At 74.0% G+C, this 24,233-nt stretch carries 23 protein-coding genes; 17 read left to right on the top strand and 6 right to left on the bottom strand.

Features of this window, described 5'->3' with window-relative positions; translation table 11 throughout:
* The first annotated feature begins 150 nt into the window (after nucleotides 1-150).
* From ribD to BM385_RS06530, 8 genes are all read left to right on the top strand, one after another.
* Entirely contained in the window at nucleotides 151-1,242 is a 1,092-nt protein-coding gene (ribD, locus tag BM385_RS06495) for a bifunctional diaminohydroxyphosphoribosylaminopyrimidine deaminase/5-amino-6-(5-phosphoribosylamino)uracil reductase RibD (protein ID WP_037756259.1), read from the top strand.
* The gene (locus BM385_RS06500; RefSeq protein ID WP_019434727.1) at nucleotides 1,243-1,872 is read left to right on the top strand and encodes a riboflavin synthase; all 630 of its coding nucleotides are present in this window, start codon (nucleotides 1,243-1,245) and stop codon (nucleotides 1,870-1,872) included.
* Nucleotides 1,869-2,525, top strand: a complete 657-nt coding sequence (locus tag BM385_RS06505; protein WP_019434726.1) for a nicotinamide mononucleotide transporter family protein — start codon at nucleotides 1,869-1,871, stop codon at nucleotides 2,523-2,525. Before BM385_RS06500 ends, BM385_RS06505 begins: the two co-directional genes overlap by 4 nt.
* On the top strand, nucleotides 2,522-3,823 hold the full coding sequence (locus BM385_RS06510) for a bifunctional 3,4-dihydroxy-2-butanone-4-phosphate synthase/GTP cyclohydrolase II (RefSeq protein WP_093842423.1): 1,302 nt from the start codon (nucleotides 2,522-2,524) through the stop codon (nucleotides 3,821-3,823). Before BM385_RS06505 ends, BM385_RS06510 begins: the two co-directional genes overlap by 4 nt.
* 61 nt (nucleotides 3,824-3,884) lie before the next feature.
* Nucleotides 3,885-4,370: a 6,7-dimethyl-8-ribityllumazine synthase gene (gene ribH, locus BM385_RS06515; RefSeq protein WP_019434724.1), complete on the top strand. Its 486-nt coding sequence runs from the start codon at nucleotides 3,885-3,887 to the stop codon at nucleotides 4,368-4,370.
* 34 nt (nucleotides 4,371-4,404) lie between these two features.
* Nucleotides 4,405-4,677, top strand: coding sequence for a phosphoribosyl-ATP diphosphatase (locus BM385_RS06520; RefSeq protein WP_019434723.1), 273 nt, complete (start codon nucleotides 4,405-4,407; stop codon nucleotides 4,675-4,677).
* A 67-nt stretch (nucleotides 4,678-4,744) separates the two neighbouring features.
* Nucleotides 4,745-5,593, top strand: a complete 849-nt coding sequence (gene hisG, locus BM385_RS06525) for an ATP phosphoribosyltransferase (protein ID WP_019434722.1) — start codon at nucleotides 4,745-4,747, stop codon at nucleotides 5,591-5,593.
* Nucleotides 5,594-5,600: 7 nt separating this feature from the next.
* Nucleotides 5,601-6,158 carry a PH domain-containing protein gene (locus BM385_RS06530; protein WP_254791448.1) on the top strand — a complete coding sequence of 186 codons (558 nt, stop codon included), beginning with the start codon at nucleotides 5,601-5,603 and terminating at the stop codon, nucleotides 6,156-6,158.
* A 17-nt stretch (nucleotides 6,159-6,175) separates the two neighbouring features.
* Here BM385_RS06530 and BM385_RS06535 read toward each other — a convergent pair whose 3' ends face one another.
* Both BM385_RS06535 and BM385_RS06540 read right to left on the bottom strand, forming a co-directional pair.
* Nucleotides 6,176-8,056 carry an AAA family ATPase gene (locus BM385_RS06535; protein WP_175542928.1) on the bottom strand — a complete coding sequence of 627 codons (1,881 nt, stop codon included), beginning with the start codon at nucleotides 8,054-8,056 and terminating at the stop codon, nucleotides 6,176-6,178.
* A 13-nt stretch (nucleotides 8,057-8,069) separates the two neighbouring features.
* Complete coding sequence (locus BM385_RS06540) at nucleotides 8,070-8,642, bottom strand: uridine kinase family protein (RefSeq protein ID WP_093842424.1); 573 nt, start codon at nucleotides 8,640-8,642, stop codon at nucleotides 8,070-8,072.
* Nucleotides 8,643-8,772: 130 nt separating this feature from the next.
* Between BM385_RS06540 and BM385_RS06545 the strand changes: the two genes are divergently transcribed.
* Nucleotides 8,773-10,131 (top strand): C39 family peptidase, encoded by a 1,359-nt coding sequence (locus BM385_RS06545; protein WP_254791449.1) that lies wholly within the window; start codon nucleotides 8,773-8,775, stop codon nucleotides 10,129-10,131.
* 21 nt (nucleotides 10,132-10,152) lie between these two features.
* Here the strand turns inward: BM385_RS06545 and BM385_RS06550 are convergent, their stop codons facing one another.
* The gene (locus BM385_RS06550; protein ID WP_175542929.1) at nucleotides 10,153-10,947 is read right to left on the bottom strand and encodes a phosphotransferase; all 795 of its coding nucleotides are present in this window, start codon (nucleotides 10,945-10,947) and stop codon (nucleotides 10,153-10,155) included.
* Between the two features lie 173 nt (nucleotides 10,948-11,120).
* On the opposite strand from BM385_RS06550, the gene BM385_RS06555 reads away from it, so the two are divergent.
* Nucleotides 11,121-12,308 carry an acyl-CoA dehydrogenase family protein gene (locus BM385_RS06555; RefSeq protein ID WP_093842583.1) on the top strand — a complete coding sequence of 396 codons (1,188 nt, stop codon included), beginning with the start codon at nucleotides 11,121-11,123 and terminating at the stop codon, nucleotides 12,306-12,308.
* Nucleotides 12,309-12,312: 4 nt separating this feature from the next.
* Here the strand turns inward: BM385_RS06555 and BM385_RS06560 are convergent, their stop codons facing one another.
* The gene (locus BM385_RS06560) at nucleotides 12,313-12,753 is read right to left on the bottom strand and encodes a hypothetical protein (RefSeq protein ID WP_093842584.1); all 441 of its coding nucleotides are present in this window, start codon (nucleotides 12,751-12,753) and stop codon (nucleotides 12,313-12,315) included.
* A gap of 201 nt (nucleotides 12,754-12,954) precedes the next feature.
* Here BM385_RS06560 and BM385_RS06565 point away from each other — a divergent pair, with 201 nt between their 5' ends.
* Both BM385_RS06565 and BM385_RS06570 read left to right on the top strand, forming a co-directional pair.
* Nucleotides 12,955-14,991, top strand: a complete 2,037-nt coding sequence (locus BM385_RS06565) for an acetoacetate--CoA ligase (protein ID WP_093842427.1) — start codon at nucleotides 12,955-12,957, stop codon at nucleotides 14,989-14,991.
* 32 nt (nucleotides 14,992-15,023) lie between these two features.
* A complete protein-coding gene (locus tag BM385_RS06570; RefSeq protein WP_093842428.1) occupies nucleotides 15,024-15,887 on the top strand; it encodes a DUF8829 domain-containing protein in 864 nt (287 codons plus the stop codon).
* Nucleotides 15,888-16,258: 371 nt separating this feature from the next.
* On the opposite strand, the gene ptsP is transcribed toward BM385_RS06570, so the two are convergent.
* Entirely contained in the window at nucleotides 16,259-17,929 is a 1,671-nt protein-coding gene (gene ptsP / locus BM385_RS06575) for a phosphoenolpyruvate--protein phosphotransferase (protein ID WP_026047586.1), read from the bottom strand.
* A gap of 14 nt (nucleotides 17,930-17,943) precedes the next feature.
* Nucleotides 17,944-18,396 carry a PTS sugar transporter subunit IIA gene (locus tag BM385_RS06580; RefSeq protein WP_026047585.1) on the bottom strand — a complete coding sequence of 151 codons (453 nt, stop codon included), beginning with the start codon at nucleotides 18,394-18,396 and terminating at the stop codon, nucleotides 17,944-17,946.
* Nucleotides 18,397-18,586: 190 nt separating this feature from the next.
* Here BM385_RS06580 and clsA point away from each other — a divergent pair, with 190 nt between their 5' ends.
* The 5 genes from clsA (at nucleotide 18,587) to BM385_RS06605 (ending at nucleotide 23,990) form a co-directional block, all read left to right on the top strand.
* Nucleotides 18,587-19,195, top strand: coding sequence for a cardiolipin synthase ClsA (gene clsA, locus BM385_RS06585; RefSeq protein ID WP_019434710.1), 609 nt, complete (start codon nucleotides 18,587-18,589; stop codon nucleotides 19,193-19,195).
* Nucleotides 19,196-19,330: 135 nt separating this feature from the next.
* On the top strand, nucleotides 19,331-21,823 hold the full coding sequence (locus BM385_RS06590; protein ID WP_026047584.1) for a mannose-1-phosphate guanyltransferase: 2,493 nt from the start codon (nucleotides 19,331-19,333) through the stop codon (nucleotides 21,821-21,823).
* A 60-nt stretch (nucleotides 21,824-21,883) separates the two neighbouring features.
* Nucleotides 21,884-22,777: a DUF881 domain-containing protein gene (locus BM385_RS06595; RefSeq protein WP_086024467.1), complete on the top strand. Its 894-nt coding sequence runs from the start codon at nucleotides 21,884-21,886 to the stop codon at nucleotides 22,775-22,777.
* The gene (locus BM385_RS06600; RefSeq protein ID WP_019434707.1) at nucleotides 22,774-23,106 is read left to right on the top strand and encodes a small basic family protein; all 333 of its coding nucleotides are present in this window, start codon (nucleotides 22,774-22,776) and stop codon (nucleotides 23,104-23,106) included. Before BM385_RS06595 ends, BM385_RS06600 begins: the two co-directional genes overlap by 4 nt.
* 5 nt (nucleotides 23,107-23,111) lie before the next feature.
* Nucleotides 23,112-23,990: a DUF881 domain-containing protein gene (locus BM385_RS06605; protein ID WP_093842429.1), complete on the top strand. Its 879-nt coding sequence runs from the start codon at nucleotides 23,112-23,114 to the stop codon at nucleotides 23,988-23,990.
* Nucleotides 23,991-24,233: the final 243 nt, after the last annotated feature.

Genomic DNA, 24,233 nt, shown 5'->3' on the forward strand with positions numbered 1-24,233 from the left:
CCGCGGGCCGTCCCCGTTTCCGGGGCGCCCCCGTGTCCCGGGCCACCCCCTGATTCCGTTTGTCCCGTGATGCCCCGGAGTCCGTGCCCGAAAAGGCAGGAGGACCCGGTGGCCGCCCCACCCGAAGCGCCCGAGGCCGAGGCCGCGGCGATGCGTCACGCCATCGCGCTGGCCGCCCGGGGCCTGGGCCGCACCAGCCCCAACCCCGTCGTCGGCTGCGTCGTCCTGGACGCCGCGGGACACCCCGTGGGCGAGGGCTGGCACCAGCGGGCCGGCGGACCGCACGCCGAGATCCACGCCCTCACCCGGGCGGGCGAACGCGCCCGCGGCGGCACCGCCGTCGTCACCCTCGAACCCTGCAACCACACCGGCCGCACCGGCCCCTGCGCGCAGGCCCTCATCGCCGCCGGGATCCGCCGGGTCCGCTACGCCGTCCCCGACCCCGACCCCGCCGCCCGCGGTGGCGCCGCCACCCTGCGCGCCGCCGGGATCACCGCCGAGCCGGGCCCGTACGCCGAGGAGGCCGCCGCCGGCAACGCCGCCTGGCTCACCTCCGTCCGGCTCGGCCGCCCCCACGTGCACTGGAAGTACGCCGCCACCCTGGACGGCCGGATCGCCGCCGCCGACGGCAGCAGCCGCTGGATCACCTCCGCCGAGGCCCGGGCCGACGTCCACCGGCTGCGCGCCGAGGCGGACGCCGTCCTCGTCGGCTCCGGCACCGCGCGCGCCGACGACCCGCACCTCGCCGTACGCGGCGTCCCCGGCGCCCGGCAGCCGCTGCGGGTGGTCCTGGACACCGAGGGCACCGCCCTCACCCCCGGCGCCCGCGTCCTGGACGACGCCGCGCCCACCCTCGTCGCCGTCGCCGAGGACCGCCCCGCGACCGCTGCCGGCGCCGCGCGGACCCTGCGGCTGCCGCGCGCCGCCGGCGGGCGCGGCCTCGCCGTACCCGCCCTGCTCACCGCCCTGCACGAGCGCGGCATCCGCTCCGTCCTGCTGGAGGGCGGCCCCACCCTCGCCGGGGCCTTCGCCGCCGCCGGCGCCCTCGACCGGGTCACCGGCTACCTCGCCCCCGCCCTGCTCGGCGCCGGGCCCGCCGCCCTCGGCGACGCCGGAATCACCACCATCGCGCAGGCGTTGCGCCTGCGGATCACCGCCGCCGACCGGATCGGCCCCGATCTGCGGATCACCGCCGTCCCCGTCACCGCCCCCATGCCCGCCACCGCCGCCAAGGAGTCCTGAATGTTCACCGGAATCGTCGAAGAACTGGGTGAGGTCACCGCCGTCGAGACCCTCGGCGACTCCGCCCGGCTGCGGCTGCGCGGGCCGCTGGTCAGCGAGGGCGCCGCCCTCGGCGACTCCATCGCCGTCAACGGGGTCTGCCTGACCGTCACCGGTACGGAGGACGGCGCCTTCACCGCCGACGTGATGGCCGAGACCCTGCGGCGCTCCTCCCTCGGCGCGCTCAGCACCGGCTCCCGGGTCAACCTGGAACGCCCGCTGGCCCTCGGTGGCCGGCTCGGCGGCCACCTCGTCCAGGGCCACGTGGACGGCACCGGCACCCTGCTGGCCCGCGAGCCCGCCGAGCACTGGGAACTGGTCACCGTCTCGCTCCCCGCCGAGCTGGCCCGCTACGTGGTCGACAAGGGCTCCATCACGGTGGACGGCGTGAGCCTGACCGTCGTCGAGGCCGGCGAGGACCGGTTCACCGTCTCCCTCATCCCCACCACCCTGGCCCTCACCACCCTCGGCCTCAAGCAGCCCGGTGACCCGGTCAACCTGGAGGTCGACGTGATCGCCAAGTACGTCGAACGGATGGTCCGGACGGGCGGCGCGCAGCCCGGCGCGGCCGTGGACGGAGCGGTGCGGTGAGTGTCTTCGACCCGCTCCACGAGGTCGCGTTCCGCGCCTTCGGACAGGACGTCATCTGGTCGGACATGACCGGCAACCTGATCGGCCTGGCCGCCCTCGCGCTCGGCTGGCGCCGCTCGGTGTGGACCTGGCCCGCCCAGCTGCTCTCCGGCCTCGTCCTCATCGCGGCCTATGCCTCCGCCCAGCTCGGCGGCGGCGTCGGCAAGCAACTGCTGGTCATCGTCGTCGCCCTGTGGGGCTGGCGGCAGTGGCGGAACGGCCGGCAGGAGGCCGCCGACGGCCAGATCGCCGTGCGGTTCGCCACCGCCCGCGAACGCCTCCTCCTGGCGGCCGGGGCCGTGGCCGGCACCCTCGCCGTCGGCTGGCTGTTCACCGCCGTGCCGTCCCTGTCGTGGAACCCGTGGCCCGACGCCTACATCTTCGTCGGCACCCTGGTGGCCATGGTCGCCCAGGCCCGCGGCCTGGTGGAGTTCTGGTTCGCCTGGCTGCTGGTGGACGTCGTCGGCGTGCCGCTGGCCTTCAGCAGCGGACTGGCCTTCTCCGGTCTCGTCTACGTCTTCTACCTCGTCCTCGTCCTGTGGGGCATGCGGGACTGGTGGCGCCGCTCCAGCGCCCCCGCGGCCCGCCCCGTTCTGGAAGGAGCAGCCGCATGACCAGCGCCCCGACGGGCCCGGACCCCGACCTCGTCCTCGACCCGGTGGAGCGGGCCGTCGCCGACATCGCGCTCGGCCGTCCCGTGATCGTCGTCGACAACCCCGGCCGGGAGAACGAGGGCGACCTCGTGCTGGCCGCCGAGAAGATCACCCCCGAGATCGTGGCGTTCATGATGAGCGAGTGCCGCGGACTGATCTGCGTGCCCATGGAGGGCCCCGATCTCGACCGGCTGCGGCTGCCGCAGATGGTCACCGAGAACACCGAACCGATGGCCACCGCCTTCACCGTCACCGTGGACGCGGGCCCCGCCCACGGCGTCACCACCGGCATCTCCGCCGCCGACCGCGCCACCACCATCGCCCGCCTCGCCGACCCGGCCGCGAGCGCGGACGACTTCGTCCGCCCCGGCCACGTCTTCCCGCTGCGCGCCCGCCCCGGCGGGGTGCTGGCCCGGCCGGGCCACACCGAGGCCGGCGTGGACCTCGCCCGGCTCGCCGGACTGCGCCCGGCCGCCGTCATCGTGGAGATCGCCGGCGAGGACGGCGCCATGCTCCGGCTGCCCGAACTGGTGCCCTTCGCCCGCAAACACGGCCTGGCCATCATCTCCATCGAGGACCTGATCACCCACCGCGCGGCCCAGGCCCCCCGCGCCGAGCCCGAGGCCGCGCCCGCCGTACGCCGGGAGGCCGTCACCACCCTGCCCACCGCGCACGGCGAGTTCCAGGCGCACGGCTACCGCTCCGCGCCGGACGGCACCGAGCACCTGGCCCTGGTCACCGGGGACATCGGCGACGGCGAGGACGTGCTGGTGCGTCTGCACTCCGAGTGCCTGACCGGTGACATCTTCGGCTCCCAGCGCTGCGACTGCGGCCCGCAGCTGGCCGCCTCCCTGGAGCGCGTCCGGGCCGAGGGCCGCGGCGTCGTGCTGTACCTGCGCGGTCACGAGGGCCGCGGCATCGGGCTGCTGTCCAAACTGCGCGCCTACGAACTCCAGGAACGCGGCCGGGACACCCTGGACGCCAACCTCGAACTCGGCCTGCCCGCCGACGCCCGCGACTACGGGGCCGGCGCCCGTATCCTCGCCGACCTCGGGGTGCGCTCGGTCCGGCTGCTCACCAACAACCCCGCCAAGACCGCCGCCCTGACCGCGCACGGCCTGACCGTCACCGGACGCGAGCCGATGCCCGCCCCGGCCGGCCGGCACAACCTGCGCTACCTGCGCACCAAACGCGACCGCATGGGCCACGACCTGCCCTGGCTGGACGGCGCCGAGCTGCCCGCCTGCGCCGGCCAGTGACCCTGCGCACCTCCCGTACCTCCCTCCCATCCCTCCCCTCCCCGAAAGGCAGGACCACGACATGAGCGGAACCGGCGCCCCCGAGGTGACCGTGGCCCACGGCGGCGACCTGCGGATCGCCGTCGTCGCCGCCCAGTGGCACGACACCGTGATGGACGGCCTCCTCGACGGAGCCCGGCGCGCCCTGAAGGACCTGGGCGTCACCGACTCCACCGTGCTGCGCGTCCCCGGCAGCTTCGAACTGCCGGTCGCCGCCCGCGCGCTGGCCGGCCAGGGCTACGACGCCGTGGTCGCCCTCGGCGTCGTCATCCGCGGTGGCACCCCGCACTTCGACTACGTGTGCCAGGGCGTCACCGCCGGCCTCACCCAGGTCAGCGTGGACACCGGGGTCCCCGTCGGCTTCGGCGTGCTGACCTGCGACACCGAACAGCAGGCCCTGGACCGGGCCGGGCTGCCCGGATCGGCCGAGGACAAGGGGCACGAGGCCGTGACCGCCGCCGCGGCCACCGCCGCCGCCCTGCGCTCGCTCACCGCACCCGCGCGGTGACCGGCCCGGCGCACGCCGTAGGCTGAGGGTCACCATGGCCAACAAGACATTTGAGCAGCTCTTCACGGAACTCCAGCACAAGGCCGCCCACGGCGACCCCGCCACCTCGCGCACCGCCGAGCTGGTCGCCTCGGGCGTGCACTCCATCGGCAAGAAGGTCGTCGAGGAGGCCGCCGAGGTGTGGATGGCCGCCGAGCACGAAGGCACCGAGCGGACCGCCGAGGAGATCTCCCAGCTGCTGTACCACCTCCAGGTGATGATGGTCGCCCGGGGCATCTCCCTGGACGATGTATACGCTCATCTGTGAGGCGGCGCACCGCGCCCCGCACCCCGTCCGTCCCCGACCCCGCACTCTCCCGAAGGAATCACGCCCCATGCTGCGCATCGCCGTCCCCAACAAGGGTTCCCTCTCCGAGCCTGCGTCGGCGATGCTCCATGAGGCCGGCTACCGGCAGCGCAAGGACCGCCGCGAACTCGTCCTGATCGACGCCGACAACGAGGTCGAGTTCTTCTTCCTGCGCCCCCGCGACATCGCCGTCTACGTCGGCTCCGGCAAGCTCGACATCGGCATCACCGGCCGCGACCTGCTGCTGGACTCCGGCGCCGAGGCCGAGGAGATCAAGCAGCTCGGCTTCGCCGGCTCCACGCTGCGCTACGCCGCCCGCCCCGGCACCGTCACCGACGTCAGCCAGTTCGACGGCCTGTCGATCGCCACCTCCTTCCCCGGAGTGGTCCGCGCCCACCTCGCCGAACACGGCGTGCAGGCGTCGGTGGTCCGCCTCGACGGCGCGGTGGAGACCGCCATCAGCCTCGGGGTCGCGGAGGTCATCGCCGACGTGGTGGAGACCGGCACCACCCTGCGCCAGGCGGGCCTGGAGATCATCAGCGCCCCCATCCTGGAATCGGAGGCCGTGGTCATCCGGCGGCGCGGCGACGACCGCGCCGAGCCCAAGGTCGAGCAGTTCCTGCGCCGCCTCCAGGGCGTCCTGGTCGCCCGCCGCTACGTGATGATGGACTACGACATCCGCGCCGAACTGGTCGAGAAGGCCGTGGCCCTCACCCCCGGCCTCGAATCGCCGACCGTCTCCCCGCTGCACGACCAGGGCTGGGTCGCGGTCCGGTCCATGGTCCCGGTCCGCGACGCGCAGCGGGTGATGGACGACCTGTACGACATGGGCGCCCGCGCCATCCTCACCACCGGCATCCACGCCGCCCGGCTGTGAGCGCCCCATGACCAGCACGGACAAGAACGAGGACGACGTGAAGGCCACCGGCGACCCACCCGCCCCCCAGCCCGGGGCGCAAGCCCCCACCCCGCCCGCCCCACCCGCCACACCCGAGCTTCCGGTGGTCTTCCGCCCGGTGCTCACCCGGATCATCCTGATGGTCACCGGCGCCGTCGTCCTCGCCGTGCTGCTGGTCATCGCCGTGATCGTGCCGGTGAGCGCCAGCACCTGGGGCCTGGGCGACCGGTTCACCGTGGCCGGCACCGGCCTCGCCGCCTGGGGCGTGCTCGCCGTGCTCTGCCGCCCCAAGGTGCTCGCCGCCGCCGACGGGGTGACCGTCGTCAACCTCACCGCCAAGCGGCGGCTCGCGTGGGCCGAGATCATACGGGTGAGCCTGCGCCCCGGTGACCCGTGGGTGACCCTCGACCTCGCCGACGGCACCACCATGGCCGCCATGGGCATCCAGCCCGGCCTCGCCCGGGAACGCGCCCTGGCCGACGCCCGGGCGCTGCGCGCCCTCGTCGAGGCCCACGGCAGCGGCACCGGCGCGCCCGGCAACTGACCGGGCGCGTACGGCGGTTACGGCAGCGGCGGGCGCCGGCCCTTCTCCGGGCGGCCCCGCCCGCTGGACGCCAGCACCTCCCCGTACGCCTGCATCAGATCCGGCAGCCGCAGCGTCGAAAGATCCTGCCGGCCCGGATCGGCTGCCGACTCCGAGAGCCGGATGTCCCGGAACGCGCAGCTCGTCTCGTACAGCGTGCGCACGAACCGGCCGTTGCCCAGCTCGTCGATCCAGCCCTCCGCCACCACGTGCGTGCTGATGCTGCGCAACTCCTCCAGCGCCTCCGGGTCCCACACATCGCCGTGGTCGGCCGCCAGCAGCTCCCCGATGGCCGTCAGCTCCACCGGCCGGTAGCTGGGGAACTCCACCCGGGCCGAGAACCGGGACCCCAGCCCCGGGTTGGCGCTCAGCAGCCGGTCCATGCCCTGCGGATAGCCGGCCAGGATCACCACCAGATGCTCCCGGCTGTCCTCCGCCCGCTTCAGCAGCACCTGGAGCGCCTCGTCCCCGTACGCGTCGCCCTTGCTGTAGCCGGAGTGCACCAGCGAGTACGCCTCGTCGATGAACAGCACCCCGCCGAGCGCCGAATCGATCAGCCGGTTCGCCTTCACCGCCGTCTGCCCGAGGAACTCGCCCACCAGATCGGCCCGCTGCGCCTCCACCAGCCGGTCGTGGCTCAGCAGCCCCAGCGCGTGGAAGACCCGGCCCAGGATGCGGGCCACCGTGGTCTTGCCGGTCCCCGAGGGCCCGGAGAACACGAAGTGCCGCTTCGGCGGCTGCACCGGCAGCCCCTGCCCCGAACGCAGCCGCGCCATCCGCAGCTGCGCGGACATCGCCCGTACCTGCTCCTTGACCGGTTCGAGCCCGACCATCCGGTCCAGCTCGGCCAGCGTGTGCGCCAGCAGCGCCGGATCGGGCGCCTGCGGCAGCGCGGGCCCGCCGGCCGGCCGCAGACCGTGCCCGCCGGGCGTACCCGGGCGGCCCGCCGCCCCCGCCGCCCGCCCCTCGCCCGGCGCCGCCGACAGCCGCACCTCACCGGCCTGGCCGGGCAGCGGCAGCGGAGGCGGCGCGGCGGCCGGGCCGTGCGGGGCCAGGACCAGCTGGGCGGTGTCGCCGTCCTCCACGGCCAGCGCGGTCAGCCGCTCCGCGGTGTCCATGAACTCCGCGTCCACCTGGTGCACCGCCCGGTACAGCGGGATCGCCGCCGCGCTGCGCCCGCTGCCCTCCCGCGCCCGCGCCAGCCAGTACCGCAGCTCCTTGCGCTGCGGCTGCTCGCTGCGGCAGCGCATCAGCGCCGTCGCCAGCAGCGGCTCCGCCTGGTCGTACATCTCCAGCCGCACCCGCGCCATCCCGGCGAACAGGCCCGCTTCCACACCCAGTTGCGGATCGTTCAGCAGCGTGGAGGTGAGCCGGAACAGGCCCTCCCAGTCCCGGGTGAGATAGCAGCGGCAGGCGTGCAGGAACCGCGCCGAGGAGTCGGTGTCCGGCGGCGGGCACTGGGCCAGCGCCCGGTCCAGATCGGGCAGCCGGTGGCTGTCCAGTAACTGCGAGGCGTGCGCCAGCAGCAGATCGCGATCGGTCTCCAGCACCGGCTGCACCCACCAGCCCAGCCAGTACCAGGAGCTGAGCGGCCGGCCGTGCCGGGCCCGCTGCTCCCCGAACCGCGCCCGGTGCCGGTACATCTGGAGCAGCGCCGGGGCGACATCGGTGCGCAGCGCGTGCAGCCCGAGCCAGGCGTCCGCCATCCCCGGGTCCTCCCGCACGGCGGCGCGGAACTCCTCCTCGGCCTCCGGATAGGCCGCCGCGGCGTACGCGTCGACGCCGCGCAGCCACGCCAGATCGGCCCCCGTGTGCGGCCCGTGAACGCCTTGCGTGCCAGACATCATGACGACCCCCATGCGCGGATACCGCTCAGCTGTCGCACCTCGGTGCCATCAGGATATCCGCCGCGGGTCGGGACGGATCATCGTCGAAGTGGCGGCGTTCCGCGGCCTCCCAGCCGCGCCAGAAGGCGGCCTGCGCGGGCCCGTCCCGGCGCCGGCCGGCCGCCCAGGCGCGCTCGCGGGAGACGTCCAGCCAGATGAGATGGGCGAGCCGGCCGCGCAGTGCCCGCCGCCCGGCCCCCACCCCCTCCAGCAGCACCACGGGGGCAGGCGGTACGACGGCGGTACGGGTGTAGCCGCGCCGCTCCCAGTCGTACACCTCGTAGCGGGCCTCGGCGCCCCGGGCCAGCGGATCGAGGATCTGCGCGGTGAGCCGGGGCATCCAGCCGAAGAGCGCGTCGTGGCTGGCGAGATCGTCCAGATGGATCACCGGGGCGCCGTCCAGCGCGGCGGCCAGCCGGGCGGCAAGCGTGGACTTGCCGGAGCCGGCGTATCCGTCGATGCCGATCAGCCGCACCGGGCCGAGGGAGGGCGGCAGGGCGCGCAGCCGGGCGGCGAGCTCGGCCGGGGACGGCCGGGAGGGGAGGGGCGGAGCGGGCACCCGGCCAGCGTAGTGCCAGTGGTGGACACCAATATTACTGCGCACGGTCGCCCCGGGGTTACTGGCCGTAAGACCGCTCAGCCGCGATAGTGGGAGGCCGCATCCTGCGACCCCACCGGGAGGCCCCACCGTGACACCGACGCCACGCCGTACCGTGCTGACCGCCGCCGCGCTCGCCGCCGTCGCCGCCGCGGCCTCCGGGAGCCCGGCCGCCGCCGTACCGGCGGGCCGCCGGGCGGCGGACACCGCCGCCGGAACCGTCGAGTACCACGCCTGGACCTCGGCGGCCGACTGGCGCGCGGGCACCGCCCGGGGCACCGCGCTGGTCTCCGGCGACCGGTCCGGGATACTGCTGCGGCGCTCACAGGGCACCATCGACTACACCGACCCGCACACCGGCACCACCTCGGCCTGGGAGCACGCGCAGTGGCTCTCGCCCGAACACCGCACGGATCTGCCGGCCACCGAACTGATCGCCTCGTGGAACGCCGACACCCCGGCCGGCACCTTCGTCCGGATCGAGGCGCGCGCCACCTACACGGACGGCACCCTCAGCCCCTGGTACACCCTCGGGGTGTGGGCCTCGGGCGACGAGGACCTGCTGCGCACCTCGCTGAACGGGCAGCGGGACGGCGTCTCCAGCGTGTGGACCGACACGGTGGCGATCGACGACCCGGCCGGCCCGCAGCGCATCACCGGCTACCGGCTCCGGCTGACGCTGCACCGCAGACCCGGTTCGACGCTCACTCCGGTGGTGTGGCGGGTGGGCGCGATGGTCTCCGATGTCCCCGACCGGTTCGAGGTGCCGGCCAGCGTGCCCGGCCCCGCGGCCGGCGTCGAACTCCCGGTACCCCGGCGCTCGCAGAACATCCACCTCGGCCGCTACCCCGAGTACAACGGCGGCGGTGAGGCGTGGTGCAGCCCCACCTCGTCCACCATGATCCTCGAATACTGGGGCCGGGGCCCGGGCGCCGGGGATCTGGCGTGGGTCGATCCGGCGTACGACGACCCGCAGGTGTGCCACGCCGCCCGGTTCACCTACGACTACGCCTACGGCGGCTGCGGCAACTGGCCGTTCAACACCGCCTACGCCGCCTCCTACCCGGACATGCAGGGCGTCGTCACCCGGATCGCCTCCCTGACGGACGCCGAGACCCTGATCGCCGCCGGGATCCCGCTGATCACCTCGCAGTCCTTCTACGAGGCGGAACTGGACGGCTCCGGCTACGGCACCTCGGGCCACCTGATGACGGTGATCGGCTTCACCGCCGCCGGGGACGTGATCGCCAATGACCCGGCAAGCCCCAGCAACGCGGCGGTGCGGCGGGTCTATCCCCGGCGGCAGTTCGAGAACATCTGGCTGCGGACCAAGCGGTACGACGCGAACGGCGTGGTGCGCGGCGGCAGCGGCGGGGTGGCCTATCTGTTCTTCCCGGCCCGGGTGACGGTCGCCCAGCGCGCCGCCCTCGCGGCCGTCGGCGTGCGCTGAGCGGACCGGCGCCCCGCGTCGTCAGTCGGCCAGCAGCGCGGCGCGCCACAGCTCCTCGCGCTCCTCGGTGTACGCGGCGTCGGCGTGCCAGCTCGCGCCGTGGCCCTCGTCCCACAGGGTCGCCCAGGGCTGCTCGCCGGCCGCGTGCCGCTCCCGCAGGAAGGTGTGCATGGAGCGGGTGCGGCGGGCCAGCAGCGGAACGAGGGCGCGGCGGCCGTCCTCGTCGAGGCCGTAGGCGTCCACCAGGGTCCGCAGCCGGGCCGCCGCGTGCGGGTCGGTGCGCCGCCAGTGCGGGTGCGCGGAGAGCGGCAGGAAGCCGTGCGCGGCGTAGGCCAGGTCCCAAAGCCGGCTGCCGGGGGCCGCGTTGTCCCAGTCGATGAACGTCCAGCGGCCGGCCGGGCAGTCCTCGGCGACCAGGTTCCACGGGGCCAGGTCGTGGTGGGCGATGATCTCGTGGCCGGGGTCGGGGATCAGGGTGTTCCAGCGGGCGCCGGGCGGCGGGACGAAGCCGGCCACCGCGTCGTGGAAGGCCCGGATCAGCCGGCCGACCCGGGCGAGAGAGCCGGGCGGGTCGAGCAGCGCGAAGCGATGGGGCCACACCGCCTCGCCGGGCGCGAAGCTCAGCACCTCCCGGCCCCGCTCGTCCAGGCCGAGCGGGCGCGGGGCGGCGGTGAAGCCGGCGCCGTGCAGGTGGTCGAGCAGCGCGTGCACCGCGGGCGTCCAGAATCCGGCGGGGCGCCGTACGGTGTCGCCCACCCGGACCACGCCCGCGCTCACATTGCCGCCCGACAGCGGCACTTCCTCATGATCGGACACGGGGCCAGGCTCGCAGCTCGTACCGGTGACGCGCGAACGGGTTTCGGGCATACTCCCAACCGCCGGGCCCTGGTGATCACCTGCGGCCGGCCGAACGACGACTCCGAGGCAGCGCCGCCGCAACCGCGTCGCGTGCTGTCCGGTGCCCGCCACAGGGAGGAAAGCGCGTGACGATCTCCGCCGAGGGTCTGCAGCCGGTACGGCGAGTCCTGCCCACCCCGGAAGCCCGCGAGCTGCTCGATCTGGTCCGGGAGCTGAGCCGGCGGGAGATCCTGCCCGCCGCGGACGCGGAGGAGGCGGCCGGAGTCTTCCCCCGTGAGCTGTTCCGCGCACTGTCGCGCACCGGGATCCTGGGCCTGCCCTATCCGCAGGAGTACGGCGGCGGGGAGCAGCCGTACGAGGTGTACCTCCAGGTGCTGGAGGAACTGGCCGCGGCCCGGCTCACGGTGGGGCTCGGGGTGAGCGTGCACACCCTGGCCTGCCACGGGCTGGCCGGCTTCGGTACCAAGGAGCAGCGGGCCGAGTGGCTGCCGGCGATGCTGGGGGAGGGGCTGCTGGGGGCGTACGCGCTGTCCGAGCCGAACGCCGGCTCCGACGCGGCCTCGCTGCGCACCCGCGCGGTGCGCGACGGCGAGGACTGGATATTGACCGGCACCAAGGCGTGGATCACCCATGGCGGCATCGCGGACTTCTACACCGTGATGGCCCGCACCGGGGAGGACGGCCCCGGCGGGATCACGGCGTTCCTGGTGCCGGGGGACGCGGCGGGGCTGAGCGCCGCCGCTCCGGAGCGGAAGATGGGCATGAACGGTTCGCCCACCGCGCAGCTGCACTTCGACGGGGTCCGGGTGCCGGACGCGCGGCGGCTGGCGGACGAGGGCGCCGGGCTGAAGCTGGCGCTGGCCGCGCTCGACTCGGGCCGGCTGGGCATCGCCGCCTGTGCCGTCGGGGTGGCGCAGGCGGCGTTCAGCACGGCACTGGCCTTCACCCTGGAGCGTCAGCAGTTCGGCAGGCCGGTCGCCGACTTCCAGGGGCTGCGGTTCATGCTCGCCGACATGGCCACCCAGATCGAGGCGGGCCGCGCGCAGTACCTGGCCGCCGCGCGGCTGCGGGACGCCGGTGAGCCGTTCGGCCGGCAGGCGGCGATGGCCAAGCTGTTCTGCTCGGACACCGCGATGCGTGTGGCCACCGACGCCGTCCAGCTGATGGGCGGGTACGGCTACACGGCCGACTTCCCGGCCGAACGCCACCTGCGCGAGGCGAAGGTGCTCCAGATCGTGGAGGGCACCAATCAGATCCAGCGTGCCGTCATCGCCAGCCGGCTCACCGGCGGCGGGAACCGCGGGGGCGGACGCGGTTAGCGGCTCAGGCCGCCCGGCTCAGCCCGGCCACCGGGGCGGGCCGGGCGGCGGCCGGCGCGGCGTGCGAGAACGGCTGGAGGCGCCAGTCCAGGTTCTCCGGCAGGACGGTCGGCTCCGGCCGGCCCGCCCGCGGCTCCACCGGCAGGAACACCACGGCGCCGTCACCGGCCACCGTCCGTCCGGAGCCGGCGCACACGGTGGTGCCGAACGGCTGCCAGGGGTTCGGGCACCAGGCGTGCTCGGGCAGCGCCTGGGCCCGTTCGGTCAGCGCGACCGGCTGGGCGCAGTCCGGGCAGGAGACCCGGACGGTCCACAGGTCGGCCTGCTCGTCGGCGTCGGAGGCGCCGGACGCCTGGGCGGGCTCCGATGGATCGGGTTCGTCCCGGTGATCGGAATCCTCCTCGAAACGCTCGACGGTGGTCGGAGTGGTCGGTACGGAGCGCATGGCATCCCCCTCGGACGGCGCGGTGGCCTGGGCCACAGCAAGCACTTCCCGCCGGTCAGCGCGGTTAATCGCAGCGCTGATCAGGACTCGGACGGGAGTTTGTGGCGTTCATCACACCGGACGGCGGTGGCGGGGGACACCACCGATCCGCTGACATCGACACGCCCGCCCCCACCCCAACCACCCCCGCAGGGAGCCGCTTTGAGCACACAGACGTACCCCGCCACCCCCGAGCCCCTGTGGCGGCCGGACCCCGGCCGGGTCGCCGGCGCCCGGATCACCCGCTTCCACGCCTTCGCCGCCCGGCACCACGGCGCCCCCGACCCCGCCCCCGGCGACGCCGACCCGGTGGCCGGTTACGCGGCGCTGCACCGGTGGTCGGTCACCGAACTCGACGCGTTCTGGCGGGCCGTCGCCGACTGGTTCGCCGTGGACTTCGCCACCCCGCCCGAGCGCGCGCTCGCCGACCCGGCGATGCCGGGCGCGCGCTGGTTCCCCGGCGCCACGCTCAACTACGCCGAACACGCCCTGCGGGCCGGCCGGGAACCGGGGCAGGCGGCCGGGCCCGCACTGCTGTGCGTGGACGAGCGACAGCGGCCGGAAGCCGTCAGCTGGGAGCAACTGCGCCACCGGGTCGGCTCACTGGCCGCCGCGCTGCGCCGGCTCGGAGTCCGGCCCGGAGACCGGGTCAGCGGCTATCTGCCCAACATCCCCGAGGCCGTCGTCGCGCTGCTCGCCAGCGCCGCGGTGGGCGCCGTGTGGACCTCCTGCGCCCCCGACTTCGGCGCCCGCAGCGTCCTGGACCGGTTCGCGCAGGTGGAGCCGGTCGTGCTGATCACGGTGGACGGGTACCGGTACGGCGGAAAGGAACACGACCGCCGGGAGACCGTCGCCGAACTGCGCCGTGAACTCCCCTCGCTGCGCGCGGTGATCCACGTCCCCCTGCTGGGCACCCCGGCGCCCGAGGGGACGCTGGAATGGGCGGACCTCACCGCGGACGCGGTGGAACCCGAGTTCACCCAGGTCCCCTTCGACCATCCGCTGTGGGTGCTGTACTCCTCCGGCACCACCGGGCTGCCCAAGGCGATCGTGCAGTCCCAGGGCGGCATCCTGCTCGAACACCTCAAGCAGCTCGGCCTGCACTGCGACCTGGGGCCCGGCGACCGGCTGTTCTGGTACACCTCCACCGGCTGGATGATGTGGAACTTCCTGGTCTCGGGGCTGCTCACCGGCACCACCGTCGTCCTGTACGACGGCAGCCCGGGCCACCCCGCCACCGACGCCCAGTGGCGGATCGCCGAGCGGACCCGGGCCACCGTGTTCGGCACCTCGGCGGCCTATGTGATGGCCTGCGCCAAGGCCGGGCTGCGCCCCGGCCGGGACCTGGACCTGTCCGCCACCCGCTGCGTGGCCACCACCGGCTCACCGCTCCCTCCGGACGGCTTCCGCTGGCTGCACGACGCGGTCCGCCCGGACCTGTGGATCGCCTCGGTCAGCGGCGGCACGGACGTGTGCAGCTGCTTCGCGGGCGCGGTGCCGACCCTGCCGGTGTACGTGGGGGAGTTGCAGGCCCCCTGCCTGGGCACCGACCTGCGCTCCTGGGACCCGGCGGGGGAACCGCTGGTGGACGAGGTGGGCGAACTGGTGGTGACGACCCCGATGCCGTCGATGCCGCTGCGGTTCTGGAACGACCCGGACGGCACCCGGTACCACGAGAGCTACTTCGACACCTATCCCGGCGTCTGGCGGCACGGCGACTGGATCACCCTCACCGCGCGCGGCACGGTGGTCATCCACGGCCGGTCCGACTCCACCCTCAACCGGCAGGGCGTACGGATGGGTTCGGCCGACATCTACGAGGTGGTGGAACGGCTCCCGCAGATCCAGGAGTCGCTGGTCCTCGGGGTGGAGGAGCCGGACGGCGGATACTGGATGCCGCTGTTCGTGCGGCTCGCCCCCGGAGCGGTCCTGGACGACGCGCTGCGCGACACCATCCGGCGCACTTTGCGCGAGCAGCTGAGCCCGCGTCATGTACCGGACGAGATCCTGGCGATCGAGGCGGTGCCGCACACGCTCACCGGCAAGCGGCTCGAAGTACCGGTGAAGCGGCTGTTGCAGGGCACGCCCCTGGAGAAGGCGGTCAACGCCGGTTCCGTGGACGACCTCGCCGCCCTGCGGTTCTTCGAGCGGCTGGGCCGGCAGAGGGCGACTGTCAGTGGCTCCGATTACGGTGAGTGAGCATCAGGTTCTGATCCGTTGAAGGGGGAATCATGGCAGAGCACGGGGAGCAGCGGCCGATCGGCCGCCGGGAGAGCACCGGCACGGTGGGAGTGATCGCGGACGCGGCGGGCTTCGCCCGGATGTGCCGCTATCCCAGCTTCCGCTTCACCGACCACCGCGGCTATCTGCGGCACACCGAGCGGCTGCTGCGCACGCTGGCGGAAGAGGCCGGGCACGTACGGGTCGCCCTGTTCGACCCCGACGGGTACGCGGTGTGGTGCGCGCGCGAGCGGCTGGACGCGGACTGCGCGGCCAGCCGCGCCCGGTACACGGCGGTGGACGCGGCGCGCGGCGCCACCCTGCCGTTCACCGGGCGGCGCCCGCTGCGCCGGCTGCTGCCGGATCTGCTGGTCGAACGGGAGCGGCTGCGGTGCTGGGAGCGGGCCACGGCACAGCTGACGGAGGCGGGCGGGTGCCCGCGCTGCGGGGCGCCGCTGGCGCGCTGCGCGTTCCGCCGGGCGGCCGGGATGCTGCCGTCGCTGCTGGCGGGGCCGGGCGGGAAACGCCGGCATGTGGTGTGCACGGTGCTGGCCCGGGGCGTGCCGCTGTCGGCCACGCTGGACGCGCTGCCGGAGCCGACCGAACCGGCGACGCTGGCGCTGTGCGCGGTCCTGGCGGTGGCGCTGGCCACCGGGGCGCCCGGCGGCCTGGTCCTGCGCATGACCGCGCGGGGCGGCCGGACCGAGGCGATGGGCTGGCGCCTGGAGGCGGGGGAGGTGGTGCCGCTGAGCGAACCGGAGGTCTTCAGCGCCTACTGCACCGACCCCCTGACGGGCGAACCGATCCCGCCCGAGCACGGCGTCCACTACCGCGACGCCCGCCCGCTGCCGACGGTGCTCTGCGACGGCCTCTGACGGGCACCGGGCACCGCCACCCCGGGATCGGCCGGCGCCGCCGGCCGATCCCGGCGGTGCCCGGCGGTGCCCGGCGGTGCCCGGCGGTGCCCGGCGGTGCCCGGCGGTGCCCGGCGGTGCCCGGCGGTGCCCGGTGCGTCGGCCGACCGGTGTCGCCTGCCCCGGGCCGACCGGGGCGGGGGGCCTCTGCACAGGTCCGTCGGTCACCGGGCCGCCGGGAGCGCCGGTGCGGCGCCGGATCGTCCGGCCTGCTCGCAGGTGGTCGCGCGGGCCCGCGGCCCGGCGGGCCGTCGCCCGCAGAAAAGGGTGGCGGCCGGCGGCTCCATGAGCCGCCGGCCACCACCCGGTGGGGTCACACCGTCACACCGGCGTCACTCGCCGGAGAGCACCGCCCGGGCCGCCGTGCGGGCCTCTTCCGCCGACTCGGCCGCGCGGGCGGCGGCTGCCGCGCGTTCGCACTGGGCCAGGGTGTGCTCGGCCAGCGCGGAGCGGACGTAGGGGATGGCCGACGCGCTCATCGACAGGCTGGTCACGCCCAGGCCCGTCAGCACGCACGCCAGCAGCGGGTCGGCCGCCGCCTCGCCGCACACCCCGCAGCTCTTGCCCTCCGCCTTGGCCGCCTCGGCGGACAGCGCCACCAGGTCCAGCAGGGCGGGCTGCCACGGGTCCTGGAGCCGGGAGACGGCCCCGACCTGGCGGTCGGCGGCGAAGGTGTACTGCGCCAGGTCGTTGGTGCCCAGCGACAGGAACTCCACCTCCTGGAGCACCGAGCGCGCCCGCAGCGCGGCGGACGGGATCTCCACCATCGCGCCGAACTTCGCCCGCAGGCCCGCCGCCCGGCAGGCGTCCGCGAACGCCTTCGCGTCCGCCCGGTCGGCGACCATCGGCGCCATGACCTCCAGGTACACCGGCAGCCCCTCGGCCGCCGCGGCCAGCGCCTTCAGCTGGGTGTCCAGTACCTCGGGGTGGTCGAGCAGCGTGCGCAGCCCGCGCACGCCCAGCGCCGGGTTGGGCTCCTCGCCCGGGGTGAGGAAGGACAGCGGCTTGTCCGCGCCCGCGTCCAGCACCCGCACCACCACCCGGCCCTCCGGGAACGCCTCCAGCACCTGCCGGTAGGTCGCGGTCTGGGTCTCCAGGGACGGCGCACGCTCGCTGTCGTCCAGGAAGAGGAACTCCGTCCGGAACAGGCCCACGCCCTCCGCGCCCGCCTCGACGGCCGCGGCGACGTCCGCGGGACCGCCGATGTTGGCCAGCAGCGGCACCTTGTGACCGTCCGCGGTGGCCCCGGGCCCGGCCGACGCCGCCACCGCGGCCCGCCGCTCCTCGGCCACCCGCGCCAGCGCCGCCCGCTGCTCGGCGCTCGGGTTCACGGTCACCTCGCCGGTGCTGCCGTCCACCGCCACCACGGTGCCCTCGGCCAGCTCGCCGACCCCCGGCAGCGCCACCACGGCCGGCACCCCCAGCGCCCGCGCCAGGATCGCGCTGTGGCTGGTGGGGCCGCCCTCCTCGGTGACGAAGCCGAGCACCAGCGCCGGGTCGAGCAGCGCGGTGTCCGCCGGGGCCAGATCCCGGGCGACCAGGACGAACGGCTCGTCGGAGTCCGGCACCCCGGGCATCGGCACGCCCAGCAGCCGGGCCACGATGCGGTTGCGGACGTCGTCGAGGTCGGCGACCCGGCCGGCCAGATAGTCGCCCGCCGCCGCCAGCAGTTCCCGGTAGGCGCCGAACGCGTCGTACACCGCGCGCTCGGCCGTGCTGCCGCCGGCCACCCGGCGGGCCACGTCCGCCATCAGCTCCGGGTCCTGCGCCATCAGCGCCTGCGCCTCCAGCACCGCCTGGGCCTCGCCCCCGGCGAGCTGCCCGCGTGCGAGAAGGTCGGCCGCCACCGCGTCCACCGCCTGCCGGGCCCGCGCCGTGACGTGCTCGGTGTCCTGCCCTGGCACCTGCTCGGCCGACGGCTCCAGCACCGCGGTGCCCATGTGCCGCACCTCACCGATCGCCACGCCATGACTGACGCCGACTCCTCGCAGCATTTTCTCCATCACACCTGTCTCCGTCAGTTCCAGCCGAAAAGCGGGTCACCGGCCCGGACCTCGATGTCCGCGGCGACGATGCCGGACAGGGCGTCGGCCCCCGCCTGCAGGGCCACCACCGGGCACACCGGGGACTTCCCCGCCGCCGCGACCGCGGCCGGGTCCCACCGCACCACCGGGTCGCCCCGGCGCACCGTGTCGCCCTTGTTGGCCAGCGGTTCGAAACCCTGTCCGTCCAGTTGCACCGTATCGAGACCCAGATGGGTGAGTACGCCCCGTCCCCGGTCGTCGACCACCACATAGGCGTTCGGGCTCAGCGAGACGAGGATGCCGTCGACCGGGGCCACCGCCGTACAGGGCCGCAGCGGCGGCTCGACGGCCACGCCCGGGCCGACCACGGCCTCGGCGAACGCCGGATCCGGCACCTCGGCGAGAGGGATGGCCCGCCCGGCCACAGGAGATGTCACAGTGGTCATGAAGGGCCTCTCAAAGGGCTGAAACAGTCAGTGTCCGTCACTTTTCGGACGGCACACCCTATAGAAGCGTAAGTCATGGGATCCCGAGCCCCTGTCCGGCGGTCGCCCCGCGCACCGGGCGCCCCACCCGGCCCGGTAAGGTCGAGGCGCACATCGGCCGGAACTGGCATGAACAACAGGAGGCTTCCGGGTGGACGTCCAGGAGACGGACATGCAGACCGACCGGGTCTTCACCATCCCGAACATTCTGAGCATGGCCCGGCTGGTCGGGGTGCCGCTGTTCCTGTGGCTGGTTCTCTCCCCGGTCTTCGACGGTCCCAACATGGACGGCTGGGCCCTGCTGGTCCTCGTCTTCAGCGGAGTGAGCGACTACCTCGACGGCAAGCTCGCCCGGCGCTGGAACCAGGTCTCCGACCTCGGCCGCATCCTCGACCCCGCCGCCGACCGCCTCTACATCCTCTCCACCCTCGTCGGCCTCACCTGGCGCGACATCCTGCCCTGGTGGGTCACCGCCCTGCTGCTGGCGCGGGAAGCCATGATGGCCGTCACCGTCGTCGTCCTGGACCGCCGCGGCTACGCCCCGCCCCAGGTCAACTACCTGGGCAAGGCCGCCACCCTCAATCTCATGTACGGCTTCCCGCTGCTCCTGCTCAGCGACGGCAGCGGCGTCATCGCCTCACTGGCCGCCATTTTCGGATGGGCGTTCGTCGGCTGGGGTACAGCGCTCTACTGGTGGGCAGGAGTCCTGTACGTGGTCCAGGTCCGCCGAATCCTCAAGGCGGATGCCACGGCCGACTGAGCCCGCCCTGGCAGTGTCGCAGGGGCCTGGCGCCCGCACGTGCCGCTAATTTCCGGGGAGCCACCCCGGGCCCGGGCCCCTCCAGACGGGTGCGGTCGGCATGACTGCTGTCTCCCCAAGGAGGACACTTCCGATATGAAGGCCGTCGTAATGGCTGGTGGCGAGGGCACCCGGCTTCGCCCCATGACCGCGAGCATGCCCAAGCCACTGCTGCCGGTGGCGAACCGTCCGATCATGGAACACGTGCTCCGGCTGCTGAAGCGCCACGGACTCAACGAGACCGTGGTCACCGTGCAATTCCTCGCTTCTCTGGTGAAGAACTACTTCGGCGACGGTGAGGAACTGGGGATGGACCTCACCTACGCCAACGAGGAGAAGCCCCTGGGTACGGCCGGAAGTGTGAAGAACGCCGAGGAAGCCCTCAAGGACGACTCCTTTCTGGTGATCTCCGGGGACGCCCTCACCGACTTCGACCTCACCGACCTCATCGCCTACCACCGCGAACGCGGGGCCCTGGTCACCGTCTGTCTCACGCGGGTGCCCAACCCGCTGGAATTCGGTATCACCATCCTCAAGGAGGACGGCCGGGTCGAACGCTTCCTGGAGAAGCCCACCTGGGGCCAGGTGTTCTCCGACACGGTGAACACCGGCATCTACGTCATGGAGCCGGAGGTCTTCGACTACGTCGAGCCCGACGTGCCGGTCGACTGGTCCGGCGACGTCTTCCCCCGGCTGATGAAGGAGGGCCGGCCCATCTACGGCTACGTCGCCGAGGGCTACTGGGAGGACGTCGGCACCCACGAGAGCTACGTCAAGGCCCAGGCCGACGTACTGGAGGGCAAGGTCGACGTCGACATCGACGGCTTCGAGATCTCGCCCGGCGTCTGGGTCGCCGAGGGCGCCGAGGTGCACCCCGACGCCAAACTGCGCGGCCCGCTCTACATCGGCGACTACGCCAAGATCGAAGCCGGGGCCGAAGTGCGCGAGCACACCGTCATCGGCTCCAACGTCGTCGTCAAGGCCGACGCCTTCCTCCACAAGGCCGTGGTCCACGACAACGTCTACCTCGGCCCGCAGAGCAATCTGCGCGGCTGCGTCATCGGCAAGAACACCGACATCATGCGCGCCGCCCGCATCGAGGACGGCGCCGTCATCGGCGACGAGTGCCTGGTCGGCGAGGAATCCATCATCCAGGGCAACGTCCGCGTCTACCCCTTCAAGACCATCGAGGCCGGCGCCTTCGTCAACACCTCCGTCATCTGGGAATCGCGCGGCCAGGCCCACCTCTTCGGCGCCCGCGGCGTCTCCGGGATCCTCAACGTCGAGATCACCCCGGAACTCGCCGTCCGCCTCGCCAGCGCCTACGCCACCACCCTCAAGAAGGGCTCCACCGTCACCACGGCCCGCGACCACTCCCGGGGCGCCCGCGCCCTCAAACGCGCCGTGATCTCCGCCCTCCAGGCCAGCGCCATCGACGTCCGCGACCTGGAGAACGTCCCCCTGCCCGTCGCCCGCCAGCAGACCGCGCGCGGCAGCGCGGGCGGCGTCATGATCCGCACCACCCCGGGCGTCCCCGACTCCCTCGACATCATGTTCTTCGACGAACGCGGCGCCGACCTCTCGCAGGCCGGACAGCGCAAGCTCGACCGCGTGTACGCCCGCCAGGAGTACCGCCGCGCCTTCCCCGGCGAGATCGGCGACCTGCGCTTCCCCGCCAGCGTCTTCGACGGCTACACCGGCGCCGTCATCCGGGCCGTCGACACCACCGGCGTCGCCGAATCCGGCCTCAAGATCGTCGTGGACGCCGCGAACGGCAGCGCCGGCCTGGTCCTGCCCAGCCTGCTCGGCCGCCTCGGCGTCGACTCCCTGGTCATCAACCCCGGCCAGGACGAGTCCCGCCCCACCGAGACCGCCGAGACCCGCCGCGCCGGCCTGGTGCGGCTGGGCGAGATGGTCTCCTCCTCCCGCGCCGCCTTCGGCGTCCGCTTCGACCCGGTGGGCGAACGCCTCGCCCTCGTCGACGAACGCGGACACATCATCGAGGACCAGCGCGCGCTCCTGGTGATGCTCGACCTGATCGCCGCGGAACGCCGCTCCGGCCGGGTCGTGCTGCCCGTCACCACCACCCGCATCGCCGAACAGGTCGCCGCCTACCACGGCACCCAGGTCGAGTGGACCACCACCTCGCCCGACGACCTGACCCGCGCCGCCGGCAAGGACGCTGTGTTCGGCGGGGACGGCCAGGGCGGCTTCATCGTTCCCGAGTTCTCCAGCGTCTTCGACGCCACCGCCGCCTTCGCCCGGCTCACCGGCCTGGTGGCCCGCACCCAGCTCTCCCTCAGCCAGATCGACGCCCGCATCCCCAGGGCGCACGTCCTGCGCCGCTCCGTGGCCACCCCCTGGGCGGTCAAGGGCCTGGTCATGCGCCGGGTCGTGGAGGCGGCGGGCGACCGCTCCGTCGACACCACCGACGGCGTACGGGTGGTGGAGTCCGACGGCCGCTGGGTGCTGGTCCTGCCCGACCCGGCCGAGGCCGTCACCCACCTGTGGGCCGAGGGCCCCGACGACGCCACCGCGCAGGAACTCCTCGAACACTGGTCGGCCGTCGTGGAGGGCGCCGACCACTGACACCGGCCGCACCGCCTCCCCGGGGGCCCGTTTCGATATCCCCCGGGGTGGCGTGCGACCATGTGCGCCATGTCATCGCAGCCCAACGGGCCACGCCCGCCGGCGCGCCCCGACGCCTCCATGTCGCTGCTGACCACCGTCATGAACCACACCCTCGACGAGGGGTACGCCCAGGCGGCGGCGCGCAGGCACAGCGAGGGCACCGCGGGGCTGCCGCGCAATCTGCGGGCCAAGCTGTGGCTCGCCGCCGGCCTGGTCCTGGCCGGCCTGGTGGTCACCCTCGGCGCCGTCCAGGCCCGCGAGGCGGCGCCCACCGTCGCCCGGGAGCGCCAGGAGCTCCTGGACCGGGTGGAATCCGGCACCGAGGCGATGGACGCGCTCCAGCACGAGGTGGACGCGCTGCGCTCCGAGGTCGCGGCCATGCAGAACGACCTGCTCAGCGGCTCGGGCGGCGACCCGGGCGAACTGACCGCGCTGCTCGCCGGGGCCAGCCCCGTCCAGGGCCCCGGTCTCGAACTCGTCGTCAACGACGCCAAGGGCGTCGCGGCGGGCGGCGGCGAGGCCCGGGACGGCTCGGGCTTCGACACCGGCCGGGTCCGCGACCGCGACCTGCAACGGGTGGTCAACGGGCTGTGGATCTCCGGCGCCGAGGCCATCGCCGTCAACGGGCAGCGGCTGACCGCCCTGTCGGCCATCCGGGCTGCGGGCGACGCCATCCTCGTCGACAACCGGCCGCTGGTCCCCCCGTACACCGTCCAGGCGGTGGGCGACCCGGAGGCGATGCGCGCCCGCTTCGAGACCACCGTGGACGGCCAGTACCTCAACGTCCTGCGCGACAACTACGGCATCCGTGCCGAGACCTCCGACAAGCAAGAGATCCGCATACCCGCCGCCACCAGCCTCACGGTGCGCACGGCGCGGCCCGCGGACACGGGAGAAGGAAACACACAGTGATCGCCGTACTGGGGCTCGTGCTGGGCGTCGTGGCCGGAATCCTCACCCGGCCCGTCGTGCCCATGGGGCTCGAACCGTATCTGCCGATCGCCGTCGTCGCCGCGCTCGACGCGGTGTTCGGCGGGCTGCGGGCCATGCTGGACGGGATGTTCGACGACAAGGTCTTCGTCGTCTCCTTCCTCTCCAACGTCGTGGTGGCCGCGCTGATCGTCTTCCTCGGCGACAAGCTGGGCGTGGGCGCCCAGCTGTCCACCGGCGTGGTCGTGGTCCTGGGCATCCGGATCTTCTCCAACGCCGCCTCCATCCGCCGGCACCTCTTCCGGGCGTGAGCACCATGAGCGACCCCGAGCGCGCACCGCGCGAACCCGACCCGGCGCCCGGCGAGCCCGGCCAGGCCTCTCCCGCGCCCGGATCCGCCCGGAAGCCGCAGGCCCCCGAGCCCGCCGCGCCCGACCCGCCGGCGGCGCCCGCCACGCCCGGACCCCCCGCGCGGCCCCGGGGCCGGGACGCCCTGCTGGCCGGCCTGTGGCCGCCGCGCGTCACCCGCAGCCAGCTCATCGTGGCCGCGCTGCTGTTCGTCCTGGGCCTCGGCCTGGCCATCCAGGTACGGGCCGCCAGCGCCGACGACAGCGCCCTGCGCGGGGCCCGCCCCGAGGACCTGGTGCGCATCCTCAGCGACCTGGAGGACCGCACCGGGCGCCTGGAGGACGAGAAGAACGCCCTGGAGGAGCAGCGCACCGACCTGGAGACCAGCTCCGACCAGGCCGAGGAGGCCCGCCGGCAGACGGCGGAACGCGAGCGGCAGCTGGGCATCCTGGCCGGTACGGTCGCCGCCGAGGGCCCGGGCATCGAACTGCGGGTGACCGACCCGCGCGGCGCGGTGCGCGCCGACATGCTGCTGGACGCCGTACAGGAGCTGCGCGCGGCCGGGGCGGAGGCGATCCAGATCAACGAGGTCCGCATCGTGGCCGGTACCTTCTTCACGGACGAGAACGGCCAGGTGCGCATCGACGGCCGGGCGGTGTCCGCGCCGTACGTGATCGACGCCATCGGACGCCCGCAGGACCTGGAACCGGCGCTGAACATCCCCGGCGGGGTGGTGCAGTCCCTGGAGAAGGAACAGGCGGGCGTGGTGATCGAGCGGCCGGAGACGGTGGTCGTGGACGCCTTGCGATCGGCGGAGCGCCCTGACTACGCTCAGTCGTCATCGTAGCGGGACGCCGACGCCGGGGGCTGTGCGTTGTGGTGGCTCTCGGTGAGGGAAACTGAATACGGGCCGCGTACGTTGGCAGAGTGTCCGGCGCGGCGGATGAGAGACAATGGACCGCCCGTCCACTGACGGGTCGGGCTAGGTGCGAGGGGATCGCTGGTGAGTTTTTTCGCTAGGTTGTTCGGCAGGCGTCAGGGTGGCTCGCACAGCGCCGCACGGCCTCATGCCCGCCGTGGCGAGCAGCCT

The organism is Streptomyces harbinensis (assembly GCF_900116145.1).
In the GTDB taxonomy this organism is placed as follows: Bacteria; Actinomycetota; Actinomycetes; order Streptomycetales; family Streptomycetaceae; genus Streptomyces; species Streptomyces carpaticus.

What these genes read in the sequence shown, in the direction of transcription:
- ribD (WP_037756259.1), top strand. Translation starts at nt 151, where the DNA reads ATGCGTCACGCCATCGCGCTGGCCGCCCGGGGCCTGGGCCGCACCAGC.
- BM385_RS06510 (WP_093842423.1), top strand. Translation starts at nt 2,522, where the DNA reads ATGACCAGCGCCCCGACGGGCCCGGACCCCGACCTCGTCCTCGACCCG.
- BM385_RS06595 (WP_086024467.1), top strand. Translation starts at nt 21,884, where the DNA reads ATGTGCGCCATGTCATCGCAGCCCAACGGGCCACGCCCGCCGGCGCGC.
- BM385_RS06590 (WP_026047584.1), top strand. Translation starts at nt 19,331, where the DNA reads ATGAAGGCCGTCGTAATGGCTGGTGGCGAGGGCACCCGGCTTCGCCCC.
- BM385_RS06535 (WP_175542928.1), bottom strand. Translation starts at nt 8,056, where the DNA reads ATGGGGGTCGTCATGATGTCTGGCACGCAAGGCGTTCACGGGCCGCAC.
- hisG (WP_019434722.1), top strand. Translation starts at nt 4,745, where the DNA reads ATGCTGCGCATCGCCGTCCCCAACAAGGGTTCCCTCTCCGAGCCTGCG.
- ptsP (WP_026047586.1), bottom strand. Translation starts at nt 17,929, where the DNA reads ATGGAGAAAATGCTGCGAGGAGTCGGCGTCAGTCATGGCGTGGCGATC.
- BM385_RS06605 (WP_093842429.1), top strand. Translation starts at nt 23,112, where the DNA reads ATGAGCGACCCCGAGCGCGCACCGCGCGAACCCGACCCGGCGCCCGGC.
- BM385_RS06560 (WP_093842584.1), bottom strand. Translation starts at nt 12,753, where the DNA reads ATGCGCTCCGTACCGACCACTCCGACCACCGTCGAGCGTTTCGAGGAG.
- BM385_RS06570 (WP_093842428.1), top strand. Translation starts at nt 15,024, where the DNA reads ATGGCAGAGCACGGGGAGCAGCGGCCGATCGGCCGCCGGGAGAGCACC.
- BM385_RS06520 (WP_019434723.1), top strand. Translation starts at nt 4,405, where the DNA reads ATGGCCAACAAGACATTTGAGCAGCTCTTCACGGAACTCCAGCACAAG.
- ribH (WP_019434724.1), top strand. Translation starts at nt 3,885, where the DNA reads ATGAGCGGAACCGGCGCCCCCGAGGTGACCGTGGCCCACGGCGGCGAC.
- BM385_RS06530 (WP_254791448.1), top strand. Translation starts at nt 5,601, where the DNA reads ATGACCAGCACGGACAAGAACGAGGACGACGTGAAGGCCACCGGCGAC.
- BM385_RS06580 (WP_026047585.1), bottom strand. Translation starts at nt 18,396, where the DNA reads ATGACCACTGTGACATCTCCTGTGGCCGGGCGGGCCATCCCTCTCGCC.
- BM385_RS06500 (WP_019434727.1), top strand. Translation starts at nt 1,243, where the DNA reads ATGTTCACCGGAATCGTCGAAGAACTGGGTGAGGTCACCGCCGTCGAG.